The organism is Burkholderia sp. AU16482 (assembly GCF_002223285.1).
Taxonomy (GTDB): domain Bacteria; phylum Pseudomonadota; class Gammaproteobacteria; order Burkholderiales; family Burkholderiaceae; genus Burkholderia; species Burkholderia semiarida.
The window spans coordinates 1,839,543-1,854,878 of record NZ_NKEY01000003.1; the positions used below are offsets into that span (position 1 = coordinate 1,839,543).

Below are 15,336 nucleotides of genomic sequence, written 5' to 3' on the forward strand. Positions count from 1 at the left end.
GGGTGAATCGCATGTCGCCGCTCAATGGTCGAGCGGCAACAGAATCTGAAATTCGGTACGGCCGGGCCGGCTTTCGACCTCGATCATCCCGTCGTGCTGCTGCACGAACGTCTGGGCGAGCGTGAGGCCGAGGCCACTGCCGTCGTCGCGCCCGGACACGAGCGGATAGAAGATCCGGTCGCGGATCTCTTCCGGAATGCCGGGCCCGTTGTCGATCACGTGCAAGTCCAGTGCCAGCCGGTACAGGCGCTTGGCGATCGTCACCTTGCGCGCGATGCGCGTGCGCAGCTCGATCTTCGCGTCGCCCTGCGCGATTCGTTCGCGCAGCGCCTGCGCGGCGTTGCGCACGATGTTCAGCAGCGCCTGGATCAACTGCTCCTTGTCGCCGCGCAGGTCCGGCACGCTCACGTCGTAGTCGCGCTCGATCGTGAGCCCGCGCGGGAATTCCGCGAGCATCACCGCGCGCACGCGTTCGCACACTTCATGAATGTTCACGTCGCCGACGATATGCGGATGCCGGTGCGGCTCCAGCAACCGGTCGACGAGCGTCTGCAGGCGGTCGGACTCCTTGATGATCACCTGCGTGTATTCGCGCAACTCGCCGCGCTCGCGCTCGCCCAGTTCGAATTCGAGCAGCTGGGCTGCGCCGCGAATGCCACCGAGCGGGTTCTTGATCTCGTGCGCGAGGTTGCGGATCAGTTGCTTGTTGACCGCGGTCAGGTCGTGGATGCGCTCTTCGCGGTCGGTGCGCGACTGCCGTTCGTTCTCGAACAGCTCGACGAGCACGAAATCGGGCGCGTTCTCGAGGAAGCCGACGATCGCATGCACATGCAGCGGTTCGCGGCCGGGCCGGTCGAGCACGGTATCGAGGTGCGTCGCGTGAAAGCGTTCCTGGCCGATCGCGGTGATCGTCGACGCGAGCTCGTTCGCGTTCGGGAAAATCTCGCCCCACGGCCGCTGCGCGAGCTGCCGCCGCGAGATGTCGAGCATCGCCTCCGCGGACGGGTTCGCGAACGCGACCCGCAGCGTCTTGCGGTCGAGCACGATCACGACCGTCGGCAGCGCTTCGAGCCCCGCCAGCAGACCCGAGCGCGCGAGCCGCTCGTCGTCCGTCAGTCGTTCGGGCTGCCCCGTTTTCGCCTTGATCAGATTCTTCAGAACCATCTGCGTGCTTGTCGCGCCTCACCGGGCCAGAAAATGAAAATCGTCGGAACAAAAAAGGGACGGCCGGACGCCGTCCCCTTTCAGACTCCGCCGTTCCCGCCGCAAGCCGCGCGACGGGAACGAACCGGCATGACGGCGCTGAATCGAAGCGCCATCGCCGATTAGAGCGAGTAGTACATCTCGAACTCGATCGGGTGCGTCGTCATGCGGAACTTCGCCAGCTCCTGCTCCTTCAGCGCGAGGTACGCGTCGATCATGCCGTCCGTGAACACGCCGCCGCGCGTCAGGAACTCGCGATCCTTGTCGAGCGCTTCGAGTGCCTGGTCGAGGCCCGCGCACACGGTCGGGATCTTGGCATCCTCTTCCGGCGGCAGGTCGTACAGGTTCTTGTCCGCTGCTTCGCCCGGATGGATCTTGTTCTGGATCCCGTCGAGGCCGGCCATCATCAACGCCGTGAAGCACAGGTACGGGTTCGCCATCGGATCCGGGAAGCGCGTTTCGATACGGCGGCCCTTCGGGTTCGACACGTGCGGAATGCGGATCGATGCCGAACGGTTGCGCGCCGAGTACGCGAGCTTGACCGGTGCCTCGAAGTGCGGGACCAGACGCTTGTACGAGTTCGTCGTCGGGTTCGTGATCGCGTTCAGTGCACGAGCGTGCTTGATGATGCCGCCGATGTAGAACAGCGCCAGTTCGGACAGGCCGGCGTAGCCGTTGCCCGCGAACAGGTTCTGGCCGTCCTTCCAGATCGACTGGTGAACGTGCATGCCCGAACCGTTGTCGCCGACGACCGGCTTCGGCATGAACGTCGCCGTCTTGCCGTACGAGTGCGCGACGTTATGGATGATGTACTTCGACCATTGCGTCCAGTCGGCGCGCTGAACCAGCGTCGAGAACTTCGTGCCGATTTCGTTCTGGCCCTGGCCCGCCACTTCGTGGTGGTGCACTTCGACCGGGATGCCGAGCTGTTCGAGCAGCAGGCACATTTCCGAACGCATGTCCTGGAACGTGTCGACCGGCGCGACCGGGAAGTAGCCGCCCTTCGTGCCCGGACGGTGGCCCGTGTTGCCGCCTTCGAATTCCTTGCCTGCCGACCACGGCGCTTCTTCCGAGTTGATCTTCACGAAGCAGCCCGACATGTCCGTGTTCCACTGGACCGAGTCGAAAATGAAGAATTCCGGTTCCGGACCGAAGTAGGCCGTGTCGCCGATGCCCGTGCTCTTCAGGTACGCTTCGCCGCGCTTCGCGAGCGAACGCGGATCGCGCTCGTAGCCCTTGCCGTCGGCCGGCTCGACCACGTCGCAGGTCAGCACGAGGGTCGACTCTTCGTAGAACGGGTCGACGAACGCTGCGTTCGGGTCCGGCATGAGCAGCATGTCCGACGCCTCGATGCCCTTCCAGCCCGCGATCGACGAACCGTCGAATGCATGCCCGCTTTCGAACTTGTCTTCGTCAAACGCCGAAACCGGCACCGACACGTGCTGCTCCTTGCCGCGCGTATCCGTGAAGCGGAAATCGACAAACTTGACGTCCTCGTCCTTCACGAGCTGCATGACGTCGGCGACGGTTTTACTCATAACCTCTTCTCCTGATTGAACAATTCCGGCGGACTGGGAAACCGCCTCGTTTATCGAGCTGACCGGGGTCTTGCTTTGGCGCAGCGCGCCCCGATTCGACCGAATTTTATATAGCAGCTTCCGTGCCAACCATCGCAAAACCGACGCGGATCACGCCAGCCCGCGCCGTGGCGGGGCTCGCCTGCGCAATTGCAGGGCTCTCCGCCGTACTGGCGCTGGCCGGGACGCACCGAGATGGTGCGCTCGTGCGGATACGGCGGCGCAGGCGAATCATCCTGGTGCATTCGCGCCATTTTGCACTTTTTTGGTGAGCGCGTGGTCCGTGCCTGCACCACCGCTCACGCCGGCATCCGCGCGACGCCGCCGCGCTAGAATGCTCGTTTGACCGATACGGAGACCCTGCCATGAGTACGCTCGACCAGCTTTACGCGAAGGCCGACGAACGCCGCGCACAAGGCGCGCTCAACTACGCCGGCGCGCTGCTGCCGGTCGAGGCGTTCGAACTGCTGCAGCTCGACCCGTCGGCGCGCCTCGTCGACGTGCGCACGCGTGCCGAGCTCGACTGGGTCGGCCGCCCGCTCGTCGGCGACGGCCAGTACCTGCACGTCGAATGGACGCGCTACCCGGGCGGCGTGCCGAACGCCGAATTCGTCAACGAACTGAAGGCGGCCCTCCCGGCCGATACGCCCATCCTGTTCCTGTGCCGCAGCGCCGCGCGCTCGAAGCTCGCCGCGGTCGCGTCCGCGCAGGCCGGTTTCACGAAGGCCTTCGACCTGCTGGAAGGCTTCGAGGGCGCCAAGGACGCCGAAGGCCACCGCAAGACGGTCGACGGCTGGTGCTTCCGCAAACTCCCGTGGATCGGCGCCTGACGGCGCGCCGCGCCCGCCGGTTGCGACAGCCTCATCGTCGAGCCGGGCGATGACATGCCGATGACGGGCCGCATTGCGCGGCCCGTTGTTTTTGGTACGACCCCGTTGCAGGCCGCTCAGGCGCGCGGCGTATCGGGCTCGACGACGTCGCCGCCGAGCAGGTGCACGCCTTCGCGCAGCTTCACGAACGCGGCCGCGACTGCTTCCGGCTCGCCCTTCACGCCGAGGTCGATGTGACGGCGCGCGTAGATGCCGCCGCGCTCTGCGTCGCCGACGCTCGGCAGGCTGAATACGCGCACGCCGGGGAAATCGCGCTCGATCTTCTCCATCAGCGGCGTCAGCGTCGATTCCGGCAACTCGAACACGACCAGCGAGCGCTCGGCATGCGGCGTCGCGTGATGCAGATGCGCGTACTTCGTATCGAGCACCCATTCGATCATCGGCCACGCCATCACCGGGAAGCCCGGCACGAAGTGGAGATGGCCGACCGAGAAGCCGGGAATCCGGTTGTAGCCGTTCGGGATGATCGTCGCGCCCGCCGGAAACACGCCCATGTTGAAGCGATGCTGGTTCTCCGGCGATTCGAAATCGACCGGCGTGGCCGGGTCGGCGTGCGTCTCGCGAATGCGTTCCGAAATCAGCGCCTTCGCTTCCGGATGCAACTCGAGCGGCACGCCGAGCGCGGCGGCCGCGCACTGGCGCGTATGGTCGTCGGGGGTCGCGCCGATCCCGCCCGTCGAGAACACGATGTCGCCCGACGCGATCGCACGCGCGAGCGTCGCGGTGATGCGCGCCGGATCGTCGCCGACGTATTCGGCCCAGTCGAGCGCGAGGCCGCGCGCGCCGAGCAGCTCGATGACCTTCGCCAGATGCTTGTCCTGCCGGCGGCCCGAAAGGATTTCGTCGCCGATGATGATGATGCCGATGCTCATGCCTGCCCCATGTCGATTGCGGTGGCGCGCGCGCTGGCGCGCAGGTCCTCCAGCGCGCGCAGGCAGTAGTGCCCGAACCACAGCGCCGAGAAGACGAGGATGAAAGCGTATACCCAGATCATGGCGGCCGCGACGAACGGGAACAGCACCATCATCCAGACCGACGAAACCCACACGAAGGTCGGCACGGTGCCGAGCAGCCCGGTCGCGACGCCGATGCCGATCAGCGGCCAGCGATGCCGGCGCACGAGCGCGCGGCGCTCGTCGCGGCTCGCGTGCAGCGCGAGCGCGTCGTAGGTCATCACGCGATACGTGAGCCAGCCCCAGATCACCGGCGGCAGCAGCGCGAAGAACGGCGGAATCAGCCACAGCGGGATCGTGACGACGAGCAGCACGACGCCGACGATCGCCGCGCCGAACGAATTGACCACGCTGCCGAAGAAGGTGCCGCCCCGCTTCGGCTCGAGCGCCGCGAACTGCCGGTTCGACAGGTGCTTGATCACGACCGGCATCGAGATCGTCGCGATCAGCAGCAGAACGGTCAGCACGATCAGCGGAATCGCGAGCGACACGACCACGAACGGCGCGACGACCGCGTGCAGTTGCGACATGCCGATCGCATCGAACGCGCGATACAGCGCGGCCGTCAGCACGAACCCGTCGAGCGCGCCGCGCGCGACGTCGATCAGCGTCTGCCACGAGAACCACAGCACGGCGCCCCACAGCAGCGCCGAGACGACGAACGGCATCAGCGTGAGCCACAGCATGCGCGGGTGCAGCGCGCTGGCGAGCGCCCGGACGAAGGAACGCAGCAAGTCGTTCATGCGAGCCTATGGAGTGTGGATTGACGGAGAAAAACGGGGAAAGGATAAACCACGCGGCCCGCCTGCGCCAAAGCGCCTGCGGGCCGCGTGGAAGCGTCGCTCGACGGGAGACGGGCCGGAATCGGGATCAGGCCGACGCCGCGCCGCGTTTCGCGGGAAACAGGCGCCGGAAGATCCGCACGAACGCCAGGCCGTGCTGCGACCAGAAGCCGTCGCCGTAGGACACGCCCTCGACCTGCTCGCGGATGCCGGTCGGCTCGACCGTGCGGTTCCACGACGCGGTGCCGAACATCATGTCCCACCACGGGAACAGCACGCCGAAGTTGCAGCCGTACTTGGTGCCTTCGTGGCCGTAGCCGACCGCATGGTGCCGGCGGTGGAAGATCGGGCTGACGAGCAGGCGCTCGCCGATGCGGCCGTACGACAGCCGCGCATTCGTATGCTGGATGCTCTGCAGGAAGTTCGTGACCGCGGTCAGCACGACGAACTGCGACGGCGTCACGCCGATCACGAGCGCGATCGCCGCGAAGAAACACGACTGGATCACGTCGTCGAGCAGGTGGTTGCGGTCGTCGCACCACAGCGACATCTGACGCTGGCTGTGATGAACCGCGTGCAGCTCCCACCAGATGCCGAACTTGTGCTGCCAGCGGTGATACCAGTAGCCGGCGAAATCGAGCACGACGAGGTAGATCGCGAACGCGACGATCGGCTGCGAGGTCACGCCCGGCCACAGGTAGTCGAGGTTGACGTTCGACACGCCATGCAGGCGCAGCCACGCCTGGAAGTTGTCGAACACCGGCTGCAGCGCGAAGAAGAAGAACAGCGTGTAGATGCCGAGCTTCGAGATCGCCGTGTAGATCACGTCGACCCGCACCGCGCGGCGGTTCTTCCAGCGCTCGACCGGCAGCAGCGCCTCGAGCGGGCGCAGCAGCGCGAACATCAGCACCATCTGCAGCGCGCCGATGATCACCCAGTACAGCGCGTCGTAGGTGTCCTCGTCGTAGTCCATCAGGTTGAACTTGAAGAGGAACGGCTGCACGACGTCGACGTACAGCCAGGTCTGGATGTCCGACACGAACGCATCGATCAGGTGCAGCATCGTCCGCCTCCGCCCGTCACGCGCCGTTCGCCGCCTTCCACGGCGCGCGGTCGTAGAAGTAGATGCCGTGCGGCGAGCGGCCGACGGCGATCGTCTGCACCAGCTTGCGCGAGGCCAGATCGATGATCCCGACCTTCTTCGCGAAACGGAACGTCACCCACAGCGTCTTCTTGTCGGCGGACAGCTCCATGTCGTCGGGGCCCGGCAGCAGGCCGGTGATGTCGCCGACGTTGGTGAGCGCGTTCTCGTCGATGATGCTGATCGTGTTCGCGACGCGGTTGGTGACCGCGACGTGCGTGCCGTCGGCGAGCGAGCGGAAGTTGTGCGCGCCCTTGCCCGTGTAGATCTGCTTGACGACCTTCTGGTTGCGCCAGTCGACGACTGCGACGTAATCCGCGCCGGTCATCCCGACCAGCAGGAACTTGTCGTCGGGCGTGAGCCACAGGCCGGCCGGCACCTTGCCGACCTTCATCTTCCACTTGACCGTCTGCGTCGGCAGATCGATCGCAGCGATCTCGCCGGACACCTGCAGCGACACGAGCAGCGTCTTGCTGTCCTTCGTGAACGCGAGGTGGCTCGGCATCACCGCGAGCGGCACGCGCTTCACGAGCTTCAGGTCGTGGCCGTCGTAGCCATAGATGTCGACGCGATCCAGCCGCAAACCGGCCGCCGCGAACCACTTGCGGTCGGGCGAGAAGCCAAGCTGGTAAGGATCGTCGATCCCTTCGACGGTGCGCTGCAGCTTGCCCGTCTTCGGATCGAGGAACATCAGGCTGTTCGAGACCGAATTCGCGACGATCAGCGATGCATTGTCGGGCGTCGCCATCAAATGGTGCGGTTCCTTGCCGGTCGGCATCGTGGAAACGACTTCGCGGGTCTGCTGGTCGATCAGGGAAAGCGTCGCTTCGGCCGAATTGAGGACGATCACGTTATTCGCGTGTGCGGCGGGCGCCAGCACGGCGGCGGCCAGCGCAAGCGTGCGGCCGAAGGAAAGGAAAGTGCGCATGAAGACTCACGTCGTGGAACAGCAGTGATTGTAGAACGTTCGGCGGGCCCCTCCGGTTGACCCATGCCGGGATTGCGCCGCTTTTGCGCCACCTTGCCGCACGCCGGGCGGCCGCACGGGCCGCCGCGGCGCAGGCCCGGGCTGCCCGTGCAGGCCCGGCCGACCGATGTCGCGCTAGCGCTGCATCGACTCCCAGACCTTGTGCAGACGCTTGACAGAGACCGGCATCGGCGTGCGCAGTTCCTGCGCGAACAGCGAAATCCGCAGTTCCTCCAGCAGCCAGCGGAATTCCGCGAGCCGCGCATCGGCGACGCCGCCGCGCTGCGACACCGCGCGCTGGTACTGCTGGACGAGCGGCAGCAGCTCGGCCAACTGCTTCGCGTCGCGCGCCGGATCGGCCTTCAGCTTGTCGATCCGCAGCGCGATGCCCTTCAGATAGCGCGGGAAATGCGCAAGCTGCGCGTAAGGCGTGTCGATCACGAAGCGCTTGCCGACCAGCGCGGCCAGTTGCTGCTGCAGGTCCGCATGGGCCTGCGCGAACGGCTTCGCCTGCGCGAGCTTCTTCACGAGGCCCGCATATTCGGCCAGGATCTGCCCGACGAGCCGCGCGATTTCCTGCGCGAGCAGGTTCAGCCGGCTCCTGCCCTCGTCGCGGCGCGTGTGGAAGCTCGCGTCGTCGTCGGGCAGCGGGTCCTGCAGGCACGCGCGGTCGAGCGCCGTGTCGATCAACTGGTCGCGCAACTCGTCCTGCGTGCCGAGCGACATGTACTGCATCGCCATCTCGCGCAGGCCCGGCAGGTTCTTTTCCAGGAACTTGATCGGCTCCTTCAACTGCAGCGCGAACAGCCGCCGCAAGCCGGCCCGGTGAATGCGCGCGGCCTCCTCCGGCGAATCGAACACCTCGACGTCGCAATGCGTGCCGCGGTCGACGAGTGCCGGATAGCCGTACAGCGTCTGGCCGCGCCGGCGGATTTCCAGCAGCTCGGGCAGCTTGCCGAAATTCCACGTCGTCAGGTTCTCGTACAACGCCGTCGCGCCGGTTTCCGTCGGGGCGGCCATCCGCGGGACGGCCATCCGTGGGGCGGCCGTCTGTGGCGCGGCGCCCTTGCCCGGCTTGCCGCCCTTCGCGGCCGAAGCCTGCGCGGCGGCCGGCGCCGGCGTGCCGGCTGCATCGCCCGCGCCGGCGTCGCCGCCCGGCGCGAGCGTCGACGCCGCCGCGATCTTCTGGAACTGCTGCTGCGCCTGCGCGCCGAGCTCCTGGCGAAGCTGCGCGAGATTGCGCCCCATCGCGAGCTGGCGGCCGTGCTCGTCGATCACCTTGAAATTCATGAACAGGTGCGCGGGCAACGTCTCGAGCTTGAAATCGGCCGACTTCATCGCGACCTGCGTCTCGCCGCGCACGTCGGCGATCAGCGCCTCGACGAGCCCGCCCGCGCCAAAGCGCTCGCGCCCCATCCGCTCGACGAAGCCCGCCGCGTACTCGGGCAGCGGCACGCAGTGCCGGCGCAGCTTCTGCGGCAGCGACTTCAACAGCAACTGCACCTTTTCCTTCAGCATCCCCGGCACGAGCCACTCGCAGCGGCGCGCATCGACCTGGTTCAGCGCGAAGAGCGGCACCGCGAGCGTCACGCCGTCGCGCGGCGTGCCGGGCTCGAAGTGATACGTGAGCGCCATCTCGACGCCGGCCATCGTCGCGCGCTTCGGGAACAGGTCGGTCGTCACGCCGGCCGCCTCGTGGCGCATCAGGTCGTCGCGCGACAGGTACAGCAGCCGCTGCTTGTCGTCGGGCTGGCCGGCCTTCCTCACCTCGTCGCGATACCAGCGCTCGAACGCGGCGCCCGTATGGATGCCTTCCGGAATCGCATGGTCGTAGTACGCGTAGATCAGCTCGTCGTCGACCAGCACGTCCTGGCGGCGCGACTTGTGTTCGAGCTGCTCGATGTCGGCGAGCAGCTTGCGGTTGTGCGCGAAGAACGGCAGCTTCGTGTCGAATTCGCCTTCGACCAGCGCGCCGCGGATGAACAATTCGCGTGCGCGCGCCGGGTCCTGCTTGCCGAACGCGACGCGCCGCCGGTGGTAGATCGGCAACCCGTACAGCGTCGCGCGCTCGAACGCGCTCACCTGCGCCGGACGCTTTTCCCAGTGCGGCTCCGACAGCGATTTTTTCAGCAGATGCGCGCCGATCTTCTCGACCCACTCGGGCTCGATCTTCGCGAGGCAGCGCGCGTACAGCCGGCTCGTCTCGACGAGTTCGGCCGCCATCACCCAGCGGCCGGCCTTCTTCGCGAGCGCGGAGCCGGGCCACAGGTAGAACTTGATGCCGCGCGCGCCGAGGTAATGCGGATCGTCATCCGCTTTCATCCCGATGTTGCCCAGCAGGCCCGTCAACAGGGCCAGATGAATCTGTTCGTAGGTGGCCTCGACTTCGTTGAGTCGCCAGCCGTGCTCGCGCACGACCGTCAGCAGCTGCGAATGAACGTCGCGCCACTCGCGCAGCCGCAGGTGCGACAGGAAATTCTGCCGGCAGGCGTCGACGAGCTGGCGATTCGACTTCTTGTGCGCGACGGCTTCCTCGAACCACGCCCAGATCTTCAGCCACTGCAGGAATTCGGAGCGCTCGTCGGCAAACCGGCGGTGCGCCTGGTCGGCCTGCTCCTGCGCTTCGATCGGGCGATCGCGCGGATCCTGCACGGACAGCGCGCTCGCGATGATCAGCACCTCGCGCAGCGACTGCTGGTCGCGCGCGGCCAGAATCATCCGGCCGACGCGCGGGTCGAGCGGCAGCCGCGCGAGCTCGCGGCCGAGCGGCGTCAGCGCGTTGTCGTCGTCGACCGCGCCGAGCTCGTTGAGCAACTGGTAGCCGTCCGCGATCGCGCGGCCGGGCGGCGGCTCGAGGAACGGGAACGATTCGATCGCCGTCAGGTGCAGCGACTTCATCCGCAGGATCACTGACGCGAGCGACGAACGCAGGATTTCCGGATCGGTGAAGCGTGCGCGCGCCTGGTAGTCGCTTTCCTCGTACAAGCGGATGCACACGCCGTCGGCCACGCGGCCGCAACGGCCCGCGCGCTGGTTCGCGGCCGCCTGCGAGATCGACTCGACCTGCAGCTGCTCGACCTTGTTCCGGTACGAATAGCGCTTCACGCGCGCGAGACCGGTGTCGACCACGTAGCGGATGCCCGGCACCGTCAGCGAGGTTTCGGCCACGTTGGTCGCGAGCACGATGCGGCGTGCGTTCGACGCCTTGAACACCTTGTCCTGGTCGGCCGCCGACAGCCGCGCGAACAGCGGCAGGATCTCGGTATGCGGCGGATGGTGCTTGCGCAACGCCTCGGCCGCCTCGCGGATCTCGCGCTCGCCGGGCAGGAACACCAGCACGTCGCCGGGGCCTTCGCGGCACAGCTCGTCGACTGCGTCGACGATCGCGTCCATCAGGTCGCGCTCGGCCTCGCGCGCGGTCTTCACGCGATCGCGGCCGCCCGTGCCTTCCGCGTTCTTCACCGCCGGGCGATCCTCGGCCACCGGGCGGTAACGCATCTCGACCGGATACAGCCGCCCGCTCACCTCGATCACCGGCGCCGGACGCTCGTCGGTGCCGAAATGGCGCGCGAAGCGGTCGGCGTCGATCGTCGCGGACGTGACGATCAGCTTCAGGTCGGGCCGCCGCGGCAGGATCTCCTTCAGATAGCCGAGCAGGAAGTCGATGTTCAGGCTGCGCTCGTGCGCCTCGTCGATGATCAGCGTGTCGTACGCCTTCAGCAACGGGTCGGTCTGCGTCTCGGCGAGCAGGATGCCGTCCGTCATCAGCTTCACGGACGCGCCCGGCGCGAGATTGTCGGTAAAGCGCACCTTGTAGCCGACCACCTCGCCGAACGGCGTGCCGAGTTCCTCGGCGATCCGGCGGCCGGTGGACGATGCGGCCAGGCGCCGCGGCTGCGTATGGCCGATCAGGCCCGTGCCGCCGGCGCCGAGGCCGCGGCCGAGATCGAGACAGATCTTCGGCAACTGCGTGGTCTTGCCCGAGCCCGTTTCACCGCAGACGATGACGACCTGGTGGCCGGCGATCGCGCGCGCGATTTCGTCGCGCTTGCCCGACACGGGCAGGCTTTCGGGGTATGTGATCGGCGGGACGGGGTTCGGTGCGACGGCGGCGCGCGGCGCACGCTCGCGGCGCGGGGCCCGCTCGCCCGCGGCCTGCGGCGCGCCCTTCGCGGCCGGCTGGCGCGCGTCGCCGCGCCGTTCGTCATTGCGCGGCCCGCGCGGCGCGGGTGCCGGCTTGCCCGCCGGCTTGTCCTGCTGCCCGCGCGGCGGCTGGCCCTGCTGCTCGCGCGCGTCGGCCGCACCATCCGGGTGCTTCGCCGACGGCGTATTGGCCCGCGTCGGCGCGGGACTTTTAGAAACATTCGACATGGGGGCGCATTATAATCCCGGCCATGAATTCCCAAACCGACCTCCCTCCCGCTCAGACCGGCGCCGCGACGCCGCCGGCCGCCGACGATTCGGCCGCCAGCCACGCGCAGTTCGTCGACTGGATGCGCTCCGTCGCGCCCTATATCCACAAGTTCCGCAACAGCACGTTCGTCGTGGGGTTCGGCGGCGAGGTGGTGCAGCAGGGGCTGCTGAACGCGCTCGTATCCGACATCGCGCTGTTGCAGGCGATGGGCATCCAGATCGTGCTGGTGCACGGCTCGCGCCCGCAGGTCGAGGAGCAATTGAGCCTGCACGGTGTCGAATCCGAGTTTTCGCACGGGCTGCGCATCACCGATGCGCGCGCGCTCGAATCCGCGAAGGAAGCGGCCGGTGAAGTGCGTCTCGACATCGAGGCCGCGATCAGCCAGGGTCTGCCGAACTCGCCGATGGCGCACGCGCACATCAGCGTCGTGTCGGGCAACTTCGTGACCGCGCGGCCGGTGGGGATTCTCGATGGGGTCGATTTCGCGCACACGGGCATCGTGCGCAAGATCGACGCCGAATCGATCCGTCATTCGCTCGCGAGCCGCAAGCTCGTGCTGCTGTCGCCGCTCGGGTTCTCGCCCACCGGCGAGGCGTTCAACCTGTCGATGGAGGACGTCGCGTCGGCGGCCGCGATCGCGCTGCGCGCCGACAAGATCATCTTCCTGACCGAAGGGCCCGGCATCGTCGACGACGAAGGCGACCTGGTGCGCGAAATGTCGCTCGACGCGGCCGCCGAGCTGCTCGATTCCGGCAACATCCAGGGCGACGACGCATTCTTCCTCAAGCATTCGATCCGCGCGTGCCGCGGCGGCGTGACCCGCGCGCACCTGATTCCGCAATCGCTCGACGGCAGCATGCTGCTCGAACTGTTCCTGCACGACGGCGTCGGCACGATGATCTCGTACGAGAACCTCGAAAGCCTGCGCGAAGCGACGCCGGACGACGTCGGCGGCATCCTGTCGCTGATCGAGCCGCTCGAATCGGACGGCACGCTGGTGCGGCGCGGCCGCCACCAGATCGAACGCGACATCGACCACTTCTCGGTGATCGAGCACGATGGCGTGCTGTTCGGCTGCGCGGCGCTGTACCCGTACCAGCAGGAGAAGATCGGCGAGATGGCGTGCCTGACGGTCGCGCCCGAAGCGCAGGGCTCGGGCGACGGCGAACGCCTGCTCAAGCGCATCGAGCAGCGCGCCCGCGCGCGCGGCCTCACGCACATCTTCGTGCTCACGACGCGCACCGAGCACTGGTTCCTCAAGCGCGGCTTCGTCAAGGTCAGCGTCGACGACCTGCCGGAAGACCGCCGCAAACTCTATAACTGGCAGCGCAAGTCGCTCGTGCTGATGAAACAGCTCTGAGCACCGGCACGACTGCCCTTCCCCCCAGACACCGATTACAGGAGAAGTACACGATGGCTCGAATGATCCAATGCGCGAAGCTCGGCAAGGAAGCCGAAGGCCTCGATTTCCCGCCGCTGCCGGGCGAACTCGGCAAGCGCATTTACGAGAGCGTCTCGAAGGAAGCGTGGCAAGGCTGGCTCAAGCAGCAAACGATGCTGATCAACGAAAACCGCCTGAACATGGCCGACCCGCGCGCGCGCCAGTATCTGATGAAGCAGACGGAGAAGTACTTCTTCGGCGACGGCGCGGACCAGGCGTCCGGCTACGTGCCGCCGACGGAAGGCTGAGCGACGACGCGACTCGCGACGGCCGGCCGTGCCGGCGGCGTCGCGACGTGAAGCAAAAGCCCCAAGCAAACGGCACCGTGTCTCGCACGGTGCCGTTTGCTTTTGGGACGCCTGATCTGGCGCGAGCGAAGGCAACGCGACGCGCGACCCGCCCGGCGCCCGATGCCGCGGAATCGCCGCGCCGCCGCCTCGGCGCATCGCGCCGGCCTGCCGCCTCAACCCGCGGGTTTCAACGTGCCGCGATCGTCGGGTGGCGCGGCTTCGCCGCCCGGGTTCCCTGCGCCCGTATGCTCGGTGCCCCACTCGGCCGCATCGCTGCGCTCGGCGCTCGACAGTTCGTCGGCGCGATGTCCGGTGCGATTGAGCAGCGCCACCATGCAGACAAGCGACACGAGCGCATAGAGCCCCGACGCGATCGCGACGCCGACGATGCTGCCCGTCGCATTGAGGATCGCCTGCGCGAGCACCGGCGTGCCGCCGCCGACGACGAGCGCGCTCAACTGATACGCGAGCGACAGGCCCGTATAGCGGATGTTGGCCGGAAACACGCGCGCGAGCACGCCGCCGACCGCGCCGTAGAACATCGCCGACGGAATCGTCGAGACGCACATGCCCGCGACGGCGACCCAGTACGAACCCGTCGCGAGCGCATGAAACATCACGGGCATCAGCACGATTTCCGGGATCAGGATCCAGCACATCGCGCGCCGCATGTCGACCTTCGACACGAACCACGCGCCGACCGGCTGCATCAGGAACTGCACGACGAGCGAGATCGACAGGATGCCGAGGAACGTACCCTGCGCATAACCGAGTTCCTTGGTCGCCCACGACAGCGCGAACGTGCTGCGGAAATACGTGACGTTGATCACCGGCAGCGTGCCGGCCGCGAGCAGCACGACGACCCAGTGATCGCGCAAGACGTCGCGCAGCGGCAGCTTCACCGTGCGCTTGCGCGCGAGCACGCGCTGCATGTCGACCGATTCCTCGAGCTTCAGCCGGATCACCATCCCGATGATCACGAGCACGGCCGACAGCAGGAACGGAATGCGCCAGCCCCACATCAGGAACGACGGCGTCGGCAGCGCGCTCAGCGCGAAGAACGCGGCCGTGGCCAGCAGGTTGCCGGTGGGCGAGCCCTGCTGCGCGAACGCCGCATACAGGATGCTGCGATGCTTCGGCGCGTTCTCGCTCGCGATCAGCACCGCGCCGCCCCACTCGCCGCCGACCGCGATGCCCTGCAGCACGCGCAGCACGACGAGGCCCGCGGGCGCCCACACGCCGATCGACGCATAGCCGGGCAGCAGCCCGATGCCGGTCGTCGCGAGCCCCATCATCACCAGCGTGATCACGAGCGCCGTCTTGCGGCCGACGCGATCGCCGAGATGCCCGAACACGATCCCGCCGAGCGGCCGCGCGGCGAAGCCGGCCCAGAACGTGACGAACGCGAGCAGCGTCGCGACGCCGGGGTCCATCGTGCTGGAAAAGAACACCTTGCCGAACACGAGCGCCGCGGCCGTGCCGTAGATGTAGAAGTCGTACCACTCGATCGTGGTGCCGACGAACGCCGCGAGGGCGGCGCGGCCAGGCCGCGGCTGCGCGGCGGGCGGGGATTGCGGACGGCTCATCGATGTCTCCATGTTTGTGATCGGCGGCGCGACGGTCGCGCGCGTTGCCGGAGGGCCGGCCTTGCGCCGCCGGCTGGCGGGGTTGCGCTACG

General features: G+C 67.4%; 11 protein-coding genes. 3 read left to right on the top strand and 8 right to left on the bottom strand.

The genetic code is table 11. The features are described 5' to 3' along the window. Positions 1-21 precede the first annotated feature (21 nt). The gene (gene glnL / locus CFB35_RS11155) at positions 22-1,164 is read right to left on the bottom strand and encodes a nitrogen regulation protein NR(II) (RefSeq protein ID WP_059583294.1); all 1,143 of its coding nucleotides are present in this window, start codon (positions 1,162-1,164) and stop codon (positions 22-24) included. Positions 1,165-1,325: 161 nt separating this feature from the next. After that, positions 1,326-2,741, bottom strand: coding sequence for a type I glutamate--ammonia ligase (glnA, locus tag CFB35_RS11160; protein WP_059583292.1), 1,416 nt, complete (start codon positions 2,739-2,741; stop codon positions 1,326-1,328). Positions 2,742-3,145: 404 nt separating this feature from the next. Between glnA and CFB35_RS11165 the strand changes: the two genes are divergently transcribed. Beyond that, entirely contained in the window at positions 3,146-3,610 is a 465-nt protein-coding gene (locus tag CFB35_RS11165) for a rhodanese-like domain-containing protein (RefSeq protein ID WP_059583291.1), read from the top strand. A 116-nt stretch (positions 3,611-3,726) separates the two neighbouring features. On the opposite strand, the gene CFB35_RS11170 is transcribed toward CFB35_RS11165, so the two are convergent. The 5 genes from CFB35_RS11170 to hrpA all read right to left on the bottom strand — a co-directional run bounded on the left by CFB35_RS11170 (position 3,727) and on the right by hrpA (position 11,884). Next, positions 3,727-4,542, bottom strand: a complete 816-nt coding sequence (locus CFB35_RS11170; RefSeq protein ID WP_059583289.1) for a molybdopterin-binding protein — start codon at positions 4,540-4,542, stop codon at positions 3,727-3,729. Continuing rightward, positions 4,539-5,366, bottom strand: coding sequence for an EI24 domain-containing protein (locus CFB35_RS11175; RefSeq protein ID WP_089464941.1), 828 nt, complete (start codon positions 5,364-5,366; stop codon positions 4,539-4,541). Before CFB35_RS11175 ends, CFB35_RS11170 begins: the two co-directional genes overlap by 4 nt. A gap of 127 nt (positions 5,367-5,493) precedes the next feature. After that, the gene (locus CFB35_RS11180) at positions 5,494-6,468 is read right to left on the bottom strand and encodes a sterol desaturase family protein (RefSeq protein WP_089464942.1); all 975 of its coding nucleotides are present in this window, start codon (positions 6,466-6,468) and stop codon (positions 5,494-5,496) included. A 16-nt stretch (positions 6,469-6,484) separates the two neighbouring features. After that, on the bottom strand, positions 6,485-7,474 hold the full coding sequence (locus CFB35_RS11185) for a beta-propeller fold lactonase family protein (RefSeq protein WP_060966343.1): 990 nt from the start codon (positions 7,472-7,474) through the stop codon (positions 6,485-6,487). A 174-nt stretch (positions 7,475-7,648) separates the two neighbouring features. After that, on the bottom strand, positions 7,649-11,884 hold the full coding sequence (gene hrpA / locus CFB35_RS11190; protein ID WP_089464943.1) for an ATP-dependent RNA helicase HrpA: 4,236 nt from the start codon (positions 11,882-11,884) through the stop codon (positions 7,649-7,651). Between the two features lie 23 nt (positions 11,885-11,907). Here hrpA and argA point away from each other — a divergent pair, with 23 nt between their 5' ends. Continuing rightward, on the top strand, positions 11,908-13,287 hold the full coding sequence (gene argA, locus CFB35_RS11195; RefSeq protein WP_059583282.1) for an amino-acid N-acetyltransferase: 1,380 nt from the start codon (positions 11,908-11,910) through the stop codon (positions 13,285-13,287). A 53-nt stretch (positions 13,288-13,340) separates the two neighbouring features. Next, the gene (locus CFB35_RS11200; protein WP_006478357.1) at positions 13,341-13,616 is read left to right on the top strand and encodes an oxidative damage protection protein; all 276 of its coding nucleotides are present in this window, start codon (positions 13,341-13,343) and stop codon (positions 13,614-13,616) included. Positions 13,617-13,831: 215 nt separating this feature from the next. Here CFB35_RS11200 and CFB35_RS11205 read toward each other — a convergent pair whose 3' ends face one another. Continuing rightward, positions 13,832-15,244, bottom strand: a complete 1,413-nt coding sequence (locus tag CFB35_RS11205) for an MFS transporter (protein ID WP_089465004.1) — start codon at positions 15,242-15,244, stop codon at positions 13,832-13,834. Positions 15,245-15,336: the final 92 nt, after the last annotated feature.

What these genes read in the sequence shown, in the direction of transcription:
- glnL (WP_059583294.1), bottom strand. Translation starts at nt 1,164, where the DNA reads ATGGTTCTGAAGAATCTGATCAAGGCGAAAACGGGGCAGCCCGAACGA.
- CFB35_RS11165 (WP_059583291.1), top strand. Translation starts at nt 3,146, where the DNA reads ATGAGTACGCTCGACCAGCTTTACGCGAAGGCCGACGAACGCCGCGCA.
- CFB35_RS11180 (WP_089464942.1), bottom strand. Translation starts at nt 6,468, where the DNA reads ATGCTGCACCTGATCGATGCGTTCGTGTCGGACATCCAGACCTGGCTG.
- CFB35_RS11205 (WP_089465004.1), bottom strand. Translation starts at nt 15,244, where the DNA reads ATGAGCCGTCCGCAATCCCCGCCCGCCGCGCAGCCGCGGCCTGGCCGC.
- CFB35_RS11170 (WP_059583289.1), bottom strand. Translation starts at nt 4,542, where the DNA reads ATGAGCATCGGCATCATCATCATCGGCGACGAAATCCTTTCGGGCCGC.
- CFB35_RS11200 (WP_006478357.1), top strand. Translation starts at nt 13,341, where the DNA reads ATGGCTCGAATGATCCAATGCGCGAAGCTCGGCAAGGAAGCCGAAGGC.
- CFB35_RS11175 (WP_089464941.1), bottom strand. Translation starts at nt 5,366, where the DNA reads ATGAACGACTTGCTGCGTTCCTTCGTCCGGGCGCTCGCCAGCGCGCTG.
- CFB35_RS11185 (WP_060966343.1), bottom strand. Translation starts at nt 7,474, where the DNA reads ATGCGCACTTTCCTTTCCTTCGGCCGCACGCTTGCGCTGGCCGCCGCC.
- argA (WP_059583282.1), top strand. Translation starts at nt 11,908, where the DNA reads ATGAATTCCCAAACCGACCTCCCTCCCGCTCAGACCGGCGCCGCGACG.
- hrpA (WP_089464943.1), bottom strand. Translation starts at nt 11,884, where the DNA reads ATGTCGAATGTTTCTAAAAGTCCCGCGCCGACGCGGGCCAATACGCCG.
- glnA (WP_059583292.1), bottom strand. Translation starts at nt 2,741, where the DNA reads ATGAGTAAAACCGTCGCCGACGTCATGCAGCTCGTGAAGGACGAGGAC.